We start from the raw sequence: 15,991 nt of genomic DNA on the forward strand, positions 1-15,991 counted from the left end.
TGCTTTTAAAAATAAAACTTATGAATCTATTGAATTCCTGAATTCCACAGGTGTTTGTCCAAAATATTTTTTAAAGACGGTACTAAAATAGCCTGAGTTTGAAAAGCCTGCTAAGTTCGCTACATCAATGATTTTAAGCTGTCTATCTTTCAGGAAATCCCTGGCTTTCTCTAATCTTAATTGAACAAGATAATCACTAAAATTCTGTCCAACCGTATTTTTAAATGTTTCAGATAAATGAGCACTATTGATATGGAAAAGTTCTGATAACAAGGAAAGGGAAATTTCACTTGCATAATGCTGGTCCAAATATTGCTGAACACTAGCAACAATTAGTTTTCCATTAGAAAAGCGGGCCATTTGCACCTTTTCTATAATTAGCTTTGCTAATTGTAGGAGATACTCAATCACTTTATTATGCGAATTGAGCTCCCAAATACTTTGCTGGCACTTCCACATTAAATTTTGAAAATCGATTGTTTCAATATTATATTTTCTTGCGAGCGATCCTAACAAAAATAACACGCGATTAGCTGCAAATGTAAAGGACATAATCGAGAGATTCCGGTCTCCGCCTAATAAAATGTGAATATTTTCTTTAAACGCATCATAATTAACACTTTCAATTCCATTTGTTAACTTTCTTTCCATATCAGGTGAAAATTCAAATACTTCCTTTTTTACATTCGACCCATCCATCACCTGTGATTGTGAACCAAGTTGACTCTGACTCCAAGCTAGTAAACTAGAAATATAACCTGTCTTATAATTTGCAATTCCACTGGTTACATTACCAATTCCAATAACAGTTTCCAAATTCAAAAGTTCTTTTACAGACCTTTGTAATTTTTTTACTAAACTTACAGGACTATTTTCCTTTTCTGAATCAAGAAGTAATATAAAGTGAATCATATTTGCATAACTGGGGTCATAAAAAGAATACGTTCTGAAATGTCCCTTCGCAATTTCCTTACAAACCATCTGAAAGGTGAGCCAAAGTTCCTTTAATCTATTCGGATTACCTGTATTCTCTCTAATTTCAACCGTAACAAATTGTACTTCTGTATTTTCATTCACAAGTTCTTCCAACCGTAATTGACGCAATCTCTCTGTTACCATGCCTAACTCCAGCCATTCCTCTTTTACTAAATAAAGCAGAAATTGCTCCTGGACTTCCTGGAGCTGGGAATGTACAAGCCTTTGCAATCGAGCTGATTCGGCTTGATTCCTCTTCTCTACCTCTATTTCTTTACGAATCTTAGTTAGTATCTCTATTAATTCATCCGGGGCAACTGGTTTTAACAGGTAATCTTTTACCCCTTCCTTCAGCGATCCTCTTACATATTCAAAATCCGAATAACCAGATAAAACAACCACTTTTACGTTTGGAAATTCCAGTTGACAGCGTTTTGCAAATTCAATCCCATCCATAATCGGCATTCTCATATCCGTAATAACTACATCGATATCCAAAGAACGGAGCAATTCAAGTGCTTCCACCCCATTGGATGCCTCCCCTGCTATTTGAAACCCTTCTTCTTCCCAATTCACCTTCATTCGTAAACCTTTACGAATTTGTACCTCGTCATCCGTTATGATCACCTTCATCATGTCCTTCACCCCGATCAACATTCATACATAACGTAATCCGTGTTCCTGAATTCCTTTCAGATTCAATGCTGTAAGTGAAATTTGAACCATAGTAAAGTTTCAAACGACCGATGACATTTCTAAGGCCGATGCTGCTTCCTTTACTCATAAGTACATTTTTGATGTCATTTTTCGTTTCCATACTCATCAGATCCGAAATCAATTCCTCAGACATTCCGATGCCCTTATCCTCAATAACAATAAATACCAAATGATTACTTTGTTTGGTTTTGATAAAAATTTCTGCTGATGTCTTTTCTATAAAACTATATTTCACAGCATTTTCTACGAGCGGCTGCAAAACAAATTTAATAATGGGAAGATTTCTTGTCCCTATATCCTCTTCAATATCAATGGTAATTGCATCTTCATATCTAACCTTTAATATTTCAGTGTAACTTCGGATATATTTTAACTCTTCTCCCAAATTCACTACGTCACTTTGGGTATTTAGAGAATATCTCATCATCTTACCTAAGTGAATGCTAACATCCATCACTTGTTTATTTTTCTCTTGCATAGCTAAACCGCCAATAATTTCAAGCGTATTATTTAAAAAGTGAGGATTAATTTGCAGCAATAGAGCTTTGTATTCGGCATCTTTCCGGCGTAAATTGGCTTCATATTCGGTTTCAATCAAGTTTTTTAACCGATCAATCGTCTGATTGAATACCGTTATAAGGTAACCAACTTCGTTTTTAGCTGATTTTATAGTCGGCATAAAGCGTTTAGCGCCGGAAAAATCACCACTTTCTATATATCTCATTGCTTTTGCCAGTTTACCCAATGGACTAACAATATTGGAAGAAATCATGTATGATGCTAGAATCGTTATTAAAAACACGATGGCACTTGTTAATAGCAGGTTCCTTTGTAAATGTGTAACTTTGGCGAACAATTCCGATTTAGTCACTTCACTAATTAAAATCCAATCGCCCACTCCTAACTTTTTATAAAAAACTAAGTATTTTTCTCCATTATTATTCGTTTCAATTAATCCCTTTTGATTTTTATCATTATTTATTTTGACTAAGGTTTGTTTTAAGACCTTCTTAGGTGTACGTATCTTTCCCGGCAATATACTCTCTCCATTTTGATTGATCAAATAGGCATGGCCGTTTCTGCCAATCTTGGTTTTATTTAAAGGTGTTTTAAGCAAATCCGATGGAAAATTCACCTTTATAATCCCATATGGAACAAATGTATTCATATCAAAGAGGGGCAAAATATAGCTATTAATATTACCTTGAGTTGGCTGAAATGAATCAATATGTGACCTAATAAATTGCTGCTTATTTTGAGTAAAGTCCTTATACCAATCCACTTGATTTAAATTAGGAATATTCCCCCAAGTACTCGTACCATCATTAAGAACAACTGAAATAGACATTCCATTTGAATTGTTAACCATCATTGAAGATAACAGCATTTTTAATTGATTCTTCTGTAACAATCTCTGTACCTCAGGTATATTTGCATTTTCACTTTCCTGTTTTAGCCATTTTTGTGTCGTCTGGTTCACAAGTACCTGTTTCCCTAGATCTTTCGCTTGTGTGGTGATCGAGTCAATAAAAAGCGAATATTGGTCCATTGCCTCCACAGTTAACTCCTGAGTCTGTTCTTCAATTATGGAAGTAAACCAGCTTGGGATAATAATAGAAAGTATGATTAATGGTATGGTTAATAAACAAGTAAATACGATAAATAAACGATTCCGTAAGGAAAAAAACATATCAGCCCCCCTCACAAAAAAACGTAAACCCTTACAATATTAAGTAAATTTATAATCTAATCGAAACTTTATTTTATTAATTCAATTTAACATATCCATTCCACACGTACCAAGGTTATTTTATTTCTGTAAGAATTCACAAAAATATTCTTATATTTTAATGAACAAGATCTCTATCGCGACTTAAAGCACCACCCAAGTGAAGATTATTCACTTGGGTCTATTCTCACCCGTTGCATACTTAACTATGGTAATGACCATTTGCTTCAGCAAATGGTTTCCTTTCTACTCTGAGTCATCCTGCAAAAAGTTGCATCAGCAACCGTCAAGCAGGCTCGATGCCTGCGTTCTATAATCAAGAAAAAACATCTGTTTTTTATCTATTCGTGAACCAACATTGGTGGTGATCCATCCGATGCTGGTTCATTTTTCTAATAATAAAGTCTCCCATTTCAATTGTTTCTACTTTCATATCTTTATGAAATCTGAAATCTTACTCCTCCTGATAATTAGTATTTTTATAGATGTCCTTTTTCCCTTAAACTTACATGGTTCCCGGTATGAGTAACAATAACATGGTCAAGAACTTCAATACCTAGAATTTTACCCGCTTCTGCAAGACGTTTAGTTATATCTATATCCTCCCTACTCGGGGTGGGGTCTCCGCTTGGATGTTGATGGCTGACAATAATAGAGGCAGCATTATTGAGAATAGCGCATTTCATCACCTCTCTAGGATGAACAATACTGGCATTTAAACTCCCAATATGAGCTCTATGTAACCCCACTACCTGATTTTTCGTATTAAGCATTAACACAAGGAGTACTTCCCTGTCTTCATCTGCAATGTAAGAGGCCGCTAATTGATGAGCATCTTCAGGTGAACGGATAGATATTTTACAAACGGTTCCTGCGACTCCTTAATTTCCTGCTTGATTCGCACAACTTCAAAGATTGACATGAATTCCATTTCTCTAAACTCCCTTTCCTTCTTGTTTTTCGTTTTTCCATTTTTCTTTTGCCTTGAGAGGCGAATAACGTCCCCAAAAGGGGATGATTTTTCCCCTTTTGCAAGTAGAACGAAAAACACGCATAGGCAATGGGTCAAGGGCGTTCTTAGCACAAAAAGTTTTTTGCTGTTGCGACAGTGTCTTTAAGCAAAAAAGTTTTTTGCCCCTTGACCGATTGACTTGCTTTCTTAGTTTCTAGCCGGAAAGGTTCGGGTGTCCTACCGGCTGGAAGGTTAGAAAGTTTGCGCTGTTTTACGATTCGGAAGGCAAAAGGGAAAAATCAACAATAAAAGCAGCCAATACGGCTGCTCTCCATTTGTTCTTTATTCTTTTATTCTTTCAATCTTTTGATTTTGGTTTTCAGCTCGTTCGGTATGGCGGCGTTAGCCGTAAATGGAACAGGAACCTACGGAATGTAGGTGCGAGCCGTACAGTCCGTGGTTATCGGTCCATTTAATGCCGAAGCGACATGTACGGAATGACAGAAAGGGTGCTTTTTCCTTTCTGATCAGTCCGTAGTGCTGCCGCCTAAAAGAAGTTCGATATTCTTTGGACCTAGTTTTAAATTTTAAAATGTTAAATTCTGAAAAAAGTCGTAGCCTTAATGCTTTGTGGACGGCATGAAACAAAAGGGGAAGAATTTTATATGAATATAGGTCGTGGAATGAAAAGGAAAAGGGTGGATTTAATTGAAAATTCATAAAAACGTTAAGAAAAGGAACTACTATTTTAAGTTTAGTCATTAAAACTCGCTTAAAAATTACCCAAATGGTAAACCGTTTTTTGTTCATGGCAAATGAACTTCTGACATCTCCTTATTGAAATTAAGTAGTTATATAATGATATTTTTATAAAATTGGAAAATCGTTCACCTATTATATACATATATCAATATTAATGTAATACAAATATATGATATTATATATGTTAACTTATTTGTTGAAAATATAGTTAGTTTTATGGTTATAAATTTTTCAACATACATATATATACATATTCTTAATTATATACACTAAATCTAAAAACAAACTGGCGCGATTGTACAACAAAAACAAACATTGTGGTCAAATTTAGACCTTTTGATTATTAAATAAATAGCCATTCTATACAAGAATGGCTTTAAATTTTCTTTGTATTCTTTTTAATCGTTACGACAATTGTTTTTTGTGAATGGTTCAAATAAGAATAAATTCTTGCCTATGCCTACAGTGAGACCTTAATGAATTAATGTTTTAGCATTTGGTCGTGAGGAATCAAAAACAAGTTTGACATTAAAAAAATGTTCTAATACCTCGTTTTCTCCGGTCAATGCTCCACGCATCCTTAAGCCATCCACATTAATACGGGATTGTCGGAAGTAATTTAGACCTAATTGAGACCAGGTAATTTTTGATGCGTCAACGTTGGCATAGTAATCAAAGCCCTGGCTTTTCAAATAATGATATTTATTATTAGAATATTGCCTCCAGTCTCCAATATCACTGCCAAAAGCGAAAATAATGGTTTCCGTGGGTCCGACAATCGGCTCCACCTCTTGTTTCCATTTAGAGGTATCTTTTTTTAAAAGATCTAGGGATACTTTTTCTGCATTTAGGTGTCCCCAAGTATGAGAGGCAAATTCCCATCCTTCTTGTTTCATAGCATCGGCTACTTTTTTCGCTTGCTGCCGATCCTTTTTGATATTTGGATTTGGTTTATCACTATTTGGGCCATATTGACTCTCCGACGTTCGATATCCCAACACTCCGTTATACCCCGTTAACGAAATAATTCCTTTTGCTCCCTTATAAGAAAAATCTGGGTGTTTGTCAACAAAATGATCCAAGATAGGAACTAAATCGTATGCTCCTTGAACGACTTTCCCTTTTTTATTTATGTAGGTATTTGTAAGATTTCCATTGGCATCAAGTGTTAAGTTTTTGGCAAATCCGTCATTTTTCATGTATTCATAATAGCTAACATCATCCTGAGACAATACCAATGGTTTTTTATTTGATGGCAATTTAATATTTTGATAAACCATTTTCCCATTTTTGTTAAGTTTCGCTATATCCTGAATACTCACTAGGACAAACCCTTTCTCGTATAATTGATTTAAAATATTTTTAAATTCAGCGATCGTTACCATGTAATCTTGATAACCTTGGGCCATGTCATCCCCGTCAAATGCTTTGGATGGGTCAACGATTAATGAGTGAAAAAATAAATGAGGAATCTTGCTATTGTCTGGCCATGTCACAAGGTTTTTCTTTTGTTTTTCGTATGTATCTATTGCATTTTGAATGTCTTCATCTTTTAAAATACTTGATTTTTTTAAAAGTGTTAAAGCTTTTTGATAATCATATTGTTGGGCTGAGGCTTTAGCCTTTGCTAATAGGTGTTCTTTATGTACTTTTTGTTCTATTTGTTTTATTAGTTCTAATTGTTTTCTCTTTTTTGGCGAAGAAGTGGCCGATGATTGCTGGGTGGTGTTGGCGGCACATCCGGCAATAAAGATGAGTGTAAGGAATAAAAGGATTTTACCTTTTGTTAAAAAAGAATGCTTCATGATATATTAATCCCTTCTGTCTTATCCAAGTTTAGTGTAAATATTTCACAATATGTAAATGTTTGGCGTAAATTATTGTCTTTTGTCTTAATTTGACATTAAAAGGCGTAACTCCTGCATTAATTAAAAAACAAATAAAATCAGTCATTTACAATAATCATTTTATATTCCATTAAAGGGCACTTATTGGTGAAACGAAAAAAGCCCAATTTCTCTATTTTAATACTGAGTGAATGTACTGCACCCCAAAAGTTAGAGTGAAATTCTAACTTTTTGGGGTCCAAAATTATAAAATGGTTTTAGAAAAAAGTGAACGTTATAATCGGACTCATTATTGCAATCATCATTTTTAATATCATTGTCTTTAAAACAAATAAAAACCTAACAGTCCACAAAACTATTCATATTTGGCTATTTACAATTACGTTACAGCCGAAAAGCTGCGCCATTCGAGCTACTTTCTTTTCACATAGGATAGCCTGTTTTTCTCGCCTTTTGGGTATTGATGTGTTTTAGCTTGATAGGCATGCGGACTTACTCCTAAATTAGCTACAGGTGTCGATATCTACCTGAAACAGCTGAAGATTATCAGCAACCTAGATCCCTATTTCCTCACTGCAGTATAAATCATGCTGCTTCCATCAGTTTTGAAAGTTGTAAAGAAACAGAAGCATAAAATACACGCCCGATGTTGTCATAAAGTTCTATATTTTATAGTCAGCACATTTGACAATGTTCACCCAGTTTTCATATCTCCCTAATCCAATGCCTAAAAAAACAAAGAGATTCCATGATAGGAATCTCTTTGTAATGAAAGAATCTATTAGTCGCAACGTTCTTCAGAAGATCGTTGCGAATTGTTTTTTATCGTGGCCCAGTGGATAGTTACTATTTTCAAGCTAAAATAAACATTTTTCAACTCTTAAAAAACTTATTTTGTTAATTGTAAAGAGGTTTTGCCAAGTCTTAAAGTTCGTTCATCAGGTATCCACAAACCGGTATTTTCATTCCTTCCTTGAAGAACAATGGAAGGATTAGGAGTACCCAATTGAGATACAGCTATTTTACTAAGTTCCCCTAAACCTTCACCTTTGATACGATTCGAAATAAGCACCATTTTTACGGGTTCTTTATCATTAATCATTTTAACATTATTAAATCCTGAAAGCTCTGTCATCATTTCATAATCACCACTGCTATCACCACAAATCAAAATAGGATTTGCTCGGTACTTCGGAACTAAATATTTGTTAATATTATATGCTTTTCCGTGTTTAACATTAATAGCATAATCCTTCTTATCTGGAATTTCTGCTTTATATCGACCTGCATTATCTACTTTTAAACGCAAGCCAAGCACATTTGCTTCAGGTACATTGTAGCCATACAATGGATTTGAAGCAAAGGATCTAACTACTGTATCCATGGCAGCAGTAGAGATATAGACATCAATCCCATTTTTGCGTAAAGTATTCATTAAGTTTGACATTTCAGGGATAATACGAAGTCCTTGTGTAAAATAGTTGCCTATTACACTATTTTTAACTTCCCCTGCTATACCAGGCAGCGTTGCAGGACTGTCAAAATACACGTTTTGTATTTTTTCTGCTAAGTAATAAGCAATGCCTTCGTTGCATAATTGTATTAATTCATCAGGAGTATAACCCACAAACATGTTAAGCTGCCATGTATATGCAACATCCTCACCAAATGTGTCTATAAGAGCAGAATAAGCAAACCATATTTTCGCCTTAAAGTCTTTAAATTGATCTGTCGCTTGAACAGCTGCAATATCTGATAATGTACCATCAGCATTAGGATTTAATCCTTTATAATGGGCCCAAAAATATTTATAATCGGAAACAACATCTATAGAAAGTTTATAAATATTGACAGATTGACCATTTACATTCTTGTAGGGCTCTACAAAATTTTCTTGAGGAATAGGCTTATTGTCTCCATGCGTAAAAGAATATTCGAATTGTTCCGGTGTCATTTTATATTTCAAATTGTTAATTTGATAGTTTAAAACGTTATCTGTTGTATCTTGAAAAATAGAGGTATTATCCCAGTCAAAAACAGCGTATGGTTTTCTCTTACTATTATGCGTGCGATTTTCCTGGATTAAATTATTAATAGCTTTATATGTATTTGGTGCCCATTTGCCACTGTCTAAAACTTGTCCATGGTAGGTAATTGCTGAAGATCTGTTAGTATCTGAGGCAATAGCTAGTGCGAAAGGATTAGCTACTGATAATAAAAGAACTAAACTCAATACTATACTACTAAATAACAGTTTAAATTTTGATTTTTTCATAAAAAAAACATCCTTCCCTTATCTGTATTAATATTTAGCATATTGCTACATTGTATGTCGGTGTCCGTTATGTAGCATTAGCGTTCTTCAGTAAGATCTTTGATGTCTTCTTATTGCGGGTGGTGACAGCTTCGCTGGTACTACCCCAAAAAGGGAGATTCCCGAAAGAACCTCTCCCTTTTTAGTCTTTAGCGGCAATATTTATCTCTTAATGCAAGAGCATACCTAACAGATTGTTCTGCACCTTTTTCTTGATCCTCAATCATTTGTTCTAAAAGTTCTTCTGGTGGATAATAGTAATCTAATGGTTTAATTACATTTAAATCATAAGGAGGTTGTTGCACTTTAAATGCTCCTTCGCCAACTGCAAAGACTCCACCTGTACCAAGTTCTCTCTTAAAATGGATGGCATACGGGAAGCACATTTCAACGTTGATTCTAGTTAACATTGAATTCTCAACCAATATTTTAAAACTTTCTTCCAGATCGATATTGCCTGTCCCAGCAGGTACGCCACATACCCTGTATTCTTCGCCATCATGGACGATAATATGATCTTTAAAATGAGTTGTAAAAGCATATGGTGCTAATTTTCTTACAGCTTCAACCGGGTCCTCCCATGCCATCATTGCGTTCCCGAAATCACAATGAGCACCAACCCAAGAACTGTTGACCTCCTTAATCATTTGAATCACTTCATCTGATGTTTCCTCCTCATGATTTTCCACAGCAAGCTTGATTCTATATTTCTTTAACAACGGTACGATTTTTTTAATATCTTCAGGTGCTCTCCTCAGTCTTTCCTGATCATACTCTCCCATGCAGACATATGTACGAATTACATCCGCGCCAATTCGATGGGCTGCTTCAATGACCGTAGTTAAATGTTCCGGATCGAATCCATTTGTATCGATTTCAGCGAAAAATCCATACTTTTGAATTTCTTTTCTTACTTTCTCTAAATACTCGGGATCAAGTGATTCTAAAGTACCCCACCCTGGTAACCCCGGCCATGGAATAATATTGATCATGACTCCGTCTAATCCTAATTCAGCAGTTTTTCTGATAAAATCGAAAATATTCATTCGGCCCGTAATAAACTGCAAGTGAAAGGTTTCTGTTTCTAATCCAATTTTCATGTTTCACACACCTTTATGTTAATTTATAAAAGCTCTTAAATTGGGGAAGAACTAGCAACAAAACAACTAAACACAATCCTTCTCAAAAAAAGAATAATAGATCAACTTTTTGCCTCAGCAATCAATTCAATTTCAATCATTGCATTCATAGGTAATTTTGCTACCTGAATGGTACTCCTAGCTGGAAAAGGCTCCGAAAAATATTCAGCATAAATTTTATTTACAGTTTGAAAATCAGATAAATCAGTTACAAATATAGTTGTTTTCAAAACTGAATTCATTTCAAGATCTTTTTCTATTAAAATATGCTTTAAATTTTCTAAACATTGTCTTGCTTGATCTTCAATGCCTATAGCTAATTTATTAGTATTAGGATTTAAAGGGAGTTGCCCCGAAATATAGAGATTCCCTTTTGATAGTACCGCTTGGGAATATGGCCCAATAGGTTGTGGTGCATTACTTGTTAAAACTGCTTCTTTCATAATAAAAACTCCTTTTTATCTATAATATTTTTCTAGTAATAAAAAATTAAGAATTCATTTGACTATTATCCTAATTTTGGATATTGTGTTTTTTCTTGTTTACAATTTTAACCAAATGGTTACTAATAATAAAACCCATACCTGCAAAAGCAATCATTATCAAAAATACATATCTATATCCGGCAATTCCAGGTTTGTGATCCAGAATATAACCATACATGGTAAAGGCGAAAATTTGAGGAGCATAACCAACTAAACAAGCTACTGAAGCGGCAGCACCGCTTATTTCTTTCGGAATATCAATTTCATCTAATGGGGCAAAAAACACAGCCCGTTGAGTAAATACAATCGCTCCAAAGCCAAGTGTTGTTATCACTCCTATATAAATATTCATTTTTCCATGTGGAAGCATAATAAAAATTGCCATTGCAATAATGGATAAGAGAAAAGCAAATCTAAGGTATTTTGTCGCCGATTTAAATTTTTTATCCGCTAAGAATCCACCGATGGGACCTCCTATTATTTTTAATCCGTATTGATTTATGATTCCGTATACACCAACTAATGCTACCGGCATCCCATAAACTTCTTTCAGAAACGGAATAAAGTAAGTTAAACCTGCGTAAACCGTATAAACGCAAAATATTGTAAATGAGGCAAACCACAGAATGGGATTTTTAATTGCTTGAATCGCACCTTTCAAAGCTACTTTATTTTTACTAATTTCTTCTCCACCCTTATCAAATGTTTGAAGAATTATATCGTCCTCTAAAAAGAAATAACTTATAATACCGACAATAATTATAATCAAGGCAAAAAATAAAATTGCAGCTCTGAAACCTAATGACTTAGACCCTAAACATATAAATATACCTAAGGCAGAAAATGCAACGATTGTATCTACAATACCTCGGCCAGCTTCAAGAAATCCAAACATCCTGCCTTGTTGATCGGACTCTCCAAGTAATTTAACGGATTTTATCAACACAGGCCAAAAAGCAGTCTCTGTAAATAAAGCCATTACTCCCCAAGAAGCTAAAATTCCATAATAACCAGGAAAAGTAGATAAATAAATCCCAGTTACACCCACGCCAACCAATCCAATCGGAATTAACGTCCTTTTAGAAAACCTACCAGCGATGTAAATGGAGGATGCATAACCAATTGCTTGTACAATAGCATATACAGATATTGCAAAACCTATTTGCGTATGTGAAAGGTGAAAATATTTTTGCATTGGAATGTAAAAAGCATCTTTTAAGGATGATAATTTATATATTGTTCCTCCACCCAAAATTAAAATACATAAGGTAAACCATTTTTTAACCTGCGTCTTTGCTACTTCTATAAACATCACCCCCAAATAAATTTAAAAACGCTTACATAATAATAAAAAATTATCAATAATAATAATTTATTATCACTTAGGATATAGTATACTGTTAAATGAGACAAAAGACAAGACGCAATATTTACAAAATTAAAATACACATTTTAATTTGAAAGGACTATTATTAAGATGCCAAACAAAGAAACTTTAGAGAAATATAAACCAATGGTGAAATTTATTTATGAAATCACTGGACCTAATTGTGAAGTTATTCTTCATGATATTAATAAACCGGATTCTTCCATTATTGCTTTATCTGGTAACTTGAGTGGACGCTGCCTAGGTGGCCCCCTAACAGATATGGCTTTAAAAATACTAAAAAGTAAAAGGTACTTAACGGAGGACCACGTTACAAATTATAAATCGATAACCAGTGACGGAAGGGTTTGTCGATCTTCTACTTTTTTTATAAAAGACTCACAAAGTAATTTAATTGGGATATTGTGTATTAATATTTTAGTATCTCCTTTATTGGATATTCGAAATAAGATAGATGAGTTAATTCACTTAAATGAATTAACTAAATTTATTGACCTATCTAATAGCCCATCTACAAAACAAGATGAAACTCTTGGGCAAAATCTTGAAGAATTAATGAATTCACTGATTGAAGAAGTATTAGAAAATTATAATACCGATATAAATGAATTGAGTCCTCGACAAAAGAATAAAATTATTTCTGAGTTAAATGAAAAAGGTGTTTTTCTACTTAAAGGTGGAATTACTGAAGTTGCTAAAAGAATCGGGATGTCAGAACCAAGTGTTTATCGATATTTAGCAAAGATTAAAAAATAATTTTGGTTCTGAAACAAAGTATTGGTAACATTATTCCGCAAGCATAAAGGTCGCAAGCGGCGGTAACCCACAATCAGCTGTACAGGGAGGAATGCTAGGGCTTCCAATCGCATTTGCCATTATCGGTGGGATGCAAGAGAATTTTGCACAATTATTTATAACCACCCGTTGAACTGTGGTCATGACTTTACCTGCTCAAAAACAAATTTAGGTTTCAATGCGTCAATGGATACTAAAAGAACTGGGATGCTATGACACATAGATCCCAGTTCTTTTAGATTAATTTGTCATGGACGTACAATTGGAATATGTGCATCTTCAAAGGGGCCCATCTGTAGCTCTGTGGCATAAGAATCCGTTATAATTTGGCTAATTCTGTTTACATCGCACATTTTTATAAGTGAATTAACACCTAACTTACTGCTGTCAGCTATTACAATTGTTTTATCGGAGCACTCCATCATTTTCCCTTGTACTTCAATCTCATCCACACGTTGGTAGGTGACACCATGTTCAACGGAAATGCCACAAGTAGTAAGGAAAAATGTGTTGATTCTTAGCTTTGCGAAAATTAAAGTTGCGATATCTGATGTAAAAGCAGCTTCATCCGGTTTGAATATACCGCCTGTAAGAACTAATGTAATTCCATGGGCATCGGATAGCTCGTTAGCTATAGCCAAGGAGTTTGTAACAATAGTCAATGAATGGAATTTTCTCTTTATTACTCTTGCTAATTGGTATGAAGTAGTGCCGGAGTCGAGCGCTACAGACTGCCCCTCTTTAATATACTGAGCTGCCAACTCTGCAACCTCTATTTTGCTTTTTATGTTTTGCTCCCCACGTTGGTGGAAAGGTTCATATATGTTACTGCTTATTATACTGTCTCTTGAATCCTGCTCCAAAAGTATGGCCCCTCCATGTGTACGCTGCAAAAGTCCTTGAGATTCCATGTTTTCAAGATCTCGCCTTATTGTTTCAGAAGACACATCAAGTTTTTCTTTAAGTGTAGAAGTTTTGATACTGCCGGTTTCTTTCATCAAATTGAGTATTTCGCGATATCGTTGTTCTACCAGCATACTTGCACCATCTTTCATTTTGGTAAATAGAAGTTGACTTCGTATCTTATAATACCACAGGATAACATGATAACTCAATTTTATTCACCCAAAAACACAAAAATATACACACATTAACACATAAACACACAAAAAAACACAAAAAGACTTGAATTAACACACAAACGCATATATAATGTGGTCAAGTAATATTGCTGCAAAAATTATTAAATGGAGAGTGAGTCTATGGCTGTGGTTGAGACGAATTTGGAAAAGAAAAGTTCTGTAAAATGGCTTTCCTTTGGTACTTTAATGTTGGGGGCAGGCACTATTTACAAGTTGGGTGCCTTGAAAGATGCTTTCTATGTGCCCATGCAGGAATTTATGGGACTTTCCAACACACAAATCGGCGTTGCAATGAGCGTTGCTGGCCTCATTTCCACTTTTGGCTTTTTAGCGTCTATTTATCTTACCGACCGGATTTCAAAAAAAATTATGATTCCACTTTCTCTAGTAGGTACAGGATTGCTAGGCTTGACATTGTCTACTTTTCCTAGTTATAGTATGTTCCTTGTTATCTACTGTTTGTTGGCTGTGTGTGCTGATATGTTGTTCTGGCCAACAATGCTAAAATCAGTACGTCTTCTTGGAAACGAGTATGAACAGGGGCGTATGTTCGGTATTCTGGAAGGCGGACGCGGACTCATAGATACCATTACTGCCTTTGGCGCTCTGGGCGTTTTTGCCGCTTTTGGAAGCAATGAATCAGGCTTAAAGGCTGCTATCCTTTTCTACTCTGCTGTTCCATTTGTCATAGGTTTAATTTCTTATATTTTATTAGAGCCAGATGTAATCTCCGATACTAACGCAAAAGGTGAAAAGATTGGCAAGAACAAAATTGCTCTTGGTGGCATGATGCGTGCACTGAGGAATAAGAACATTTGGCTAGTGGCATTCAACGTATTTTCAGTTTACAGTGTATACTGTGGTCTTACTTATTTCATTCCTTTCCTAAAAGAAGTCTATGCACTTCCTGTCGTACTTATTGGAGCTTATGGGATTATCAACCAATACGGTCTTAAAATGCTTGGCGGTCCAATAGGTGGCCTTATTACAGATAAGGTACTACATTCTCCAACTAGGTTCATGCGCATTGTTTTTGTGATTACAGGTGTGGCACTGGTCGTGTTTGCTTTTCTGCCACACAGAAGTATCAATGTATATGTTGGTGTAGTTTCGACTCTTAGCATTGGCGCTTGTGTATTCAGTATGCGTGCGGTATTCTTTGCACCTATGGAAGAGATAAATGTACCCCGTGAAATTACTGGCTCTGCAATGTCTTTAGGCGCATTTATCGGCTATTTGCCTGGAGCATTCCTCTACACCGTGTATGGTAGCATTCTAGACAATATGCCTGGTTTATCCGGATACAAAACTATTTTCCTAATCATGGCTGCATTTGCAGCTGCAGGTTTCCTCTTGAGTAGCTACATACTCGGTATTATCAAAAAAGAGCAAGCCAAATAAACATATATTGGGGTACCACCAGCAAACCGCATTTCAGTTCGTGGAAGAATTTATGCTAATGGCTTAATTTTTTCCTTGAACACTTTAGTCACGATAAGGCATATCATTTTTGGGATACCTTTTTAATATCTTTAAAGCTAAAGCTTCGTTAAAACACTCTTAAGAGTGTTTTTTTGTTGTAATATACTAAAAAAGACAAAATAAAAAGAGCCTTTTAGCTCCTACCCTAATATTTGCCCCATCCTACGATTGATACCACTGATGGCCACGCTTTCCATCCAACCCACATCTTTTTCCCAAACGCCATTACAATCTGGCCAGTTTGTTGAATTCCTTGATTTGAAAA

12 protein-coding genes are annotated in these 15,991 nt (G+C 35.0%); 2 read left to right on the forward strand and 10 right to left on the reverse strand.

Annotation, left to right across the window (positions count from 1 at the left end; all coding sequences use genetic code 11):
* Nucleotides 1-18: 18 nt before the first annotated feature.
* The 8 genes from E2K98_RS27335 to E2K98_RS27370 all read right to left on the reverse strand — a co-directional run bounded on the left by E2K98_RS27335 (nt 19) and on the right by E2K98_RS27370 (nt 12,232).
* Nucleotides 19-1,611 (reverse strand): response regulator transcription factor, encoded by a 1,593-nt coding sequence (locus tag E2K98_RS27335; RefSeq protein ID WP_235824949.1) that lies wholly within the window; start codon nt 1,609-1,611, stop codon nt 19-21.
* Nucleotides 1,586-3,382, reverse strand: a complete 1,797-nt coding sequence (locus E2K98_RS27340) for a sensor histidine kinase (protein WP_133339769.1) — start codon at nt 3,380-3,382, stop codon at nt 1,586-1,588. The genes E2K98_RS27335 and E2K98_RS27340 overlap by 26 nt, the downstream gene beginning before the upstream one ends.
* A gap of 518 nt (nt 3,383-3,900) precedes the next feature.
* Nucleotides 3,901-4,278, reverse strand: a complete 378-nt coding sequence (locus tag E2K98_RS27345; RefSeq protein ID WP_133339771.1) for a JAB domain-containing protein — start codon at nt 4,276-4,278, stop codon at nt 3,901-3,903.
* A gap of 1,330 nt (nt 4,279-5,608) precedes the next feature.
* Nucleotides 5,609-6,940 carry a polysaccharide deacetylase family protein gene (locus tag E2K98_RS27350; RefSeq protein WP_133339773.1) on the reverse strand — a complete coding sequence of 444 codons (1,332 nt, stop codon included), beginning with the start codon at nt 6,938-6,940 and terminating at the stop codon, nt 5,609-5,611.
* A gap of 931 nt (nt 6,941-7,871) precedes the next feature.
* Nucleotides 7,872-9,257, reverse strand: coding sequence for an HAD family hydrolase (locus E2K98_RS27355; protein ID WP_133339775.1), 1,386 nt, complete (start codon nt 9,255-9,257; stop codon nt 7,872-7,874).
* Nucleotides 9,258-9,445: 188 nt separating this feature from the next.
* On the reverse strand, nt 9,446-10,396 hold the full coding sequence (locus E2K98_RS27360; protein ID WP_133339777.1) for a sugar phosphate isomerase/epimerase family protein: 951 nt from the start codon (nt 10,394-10,396) through the stop codon (nt 9,446-9,448).
* Between the two features lie 101 nt (nt 10,397-10,497).
* Nucleotides 10,498-10,878: a RidA family protein gene (locus E2K98_RS27365; protein ID WP_133339778.1), complete on the reverse strand. Its 381-nt coding sequence runs from the start codon at nt 10,876-10,878 to the stop codon at nt 10,498-10,500.
* A gap of 70 nt (nt 10,879-10,948) precedes the next feature.
* Nucleotides 10,949-12,232 (reverse strand): MFS transporter, encoded by a 1,284-nt coding sequence (locus tag E2K98_RS27370; protein ID WP_133339780.1) that lies wholly within the window; start codon nt 12,230-12,232, stop codon nt 10,949-10,951.
* 165 nt (nt 12,233-12,397) lie between these two features.
* Between E2K98_RS27370 and E2K98_RS27375 the strand changes: the two genes are divergently transcribed.
* On the forward strand, nt 12,398-13,063 hold the full coding sequence (locus E2K98_RS27375) for a helix-turn-helix transcriptional regulator (RefSeq protein WP_133339782.1): 666 nt from the start codon (nt 12,398-12,400) through the stop codon (nt 13,061-13,063).
* Between the two features lie 30 nt (nt 13,064-13,093).
* On the opposite strand, the gene E2K98_RS31295 is transcribed toward E2K98_RS27375, so the two are convergent.
* Nucleotides 13,094-13,246, reverse strand: coding sequence for a hypothetical protein (locus E2K98_RS31295; protein ID WP_165976405.1), 153 nt, complete (start codon nt 13,244-13,246; stop codon nt 13,094-13,096).
* A gap of 104 nt (nt 13,247-13,350) precedes the next feature.
* Nucleotides 13,351-14,139 (reverse strand): DeoR/GlpR family DNA-binding transcription regulator, encoded by a 789-nt coding sequence (locus E2K98_RS27385; RefSeq protein ID WP_133339821.1) that lies wholly within the window; start codon nt 14,137-14,139, stop codon nt 13,351-13,353.
* 225 nt (nt 14,140-14,364) lie between these two features.
* On the opposite strand from E2K98_RS27385, the gene E2K98_RS27390 reads away from it, so the two are divergent.
* Nucleotides 14,365-15,645, forward strand: a complete 1,281-nt coding sequence (locus E2K98_RS27390) for an MFS transporter (protein ID WP_133339784.1) — start codon at nt 14,365-14,367, stop codon at nt 15,643-15,645.
* Nucleotides 15,646-15,991 lie beyond the last annotated feature (346 nt).

The organism is Bacillus salipaludis, from assembly GCF_004358205.1.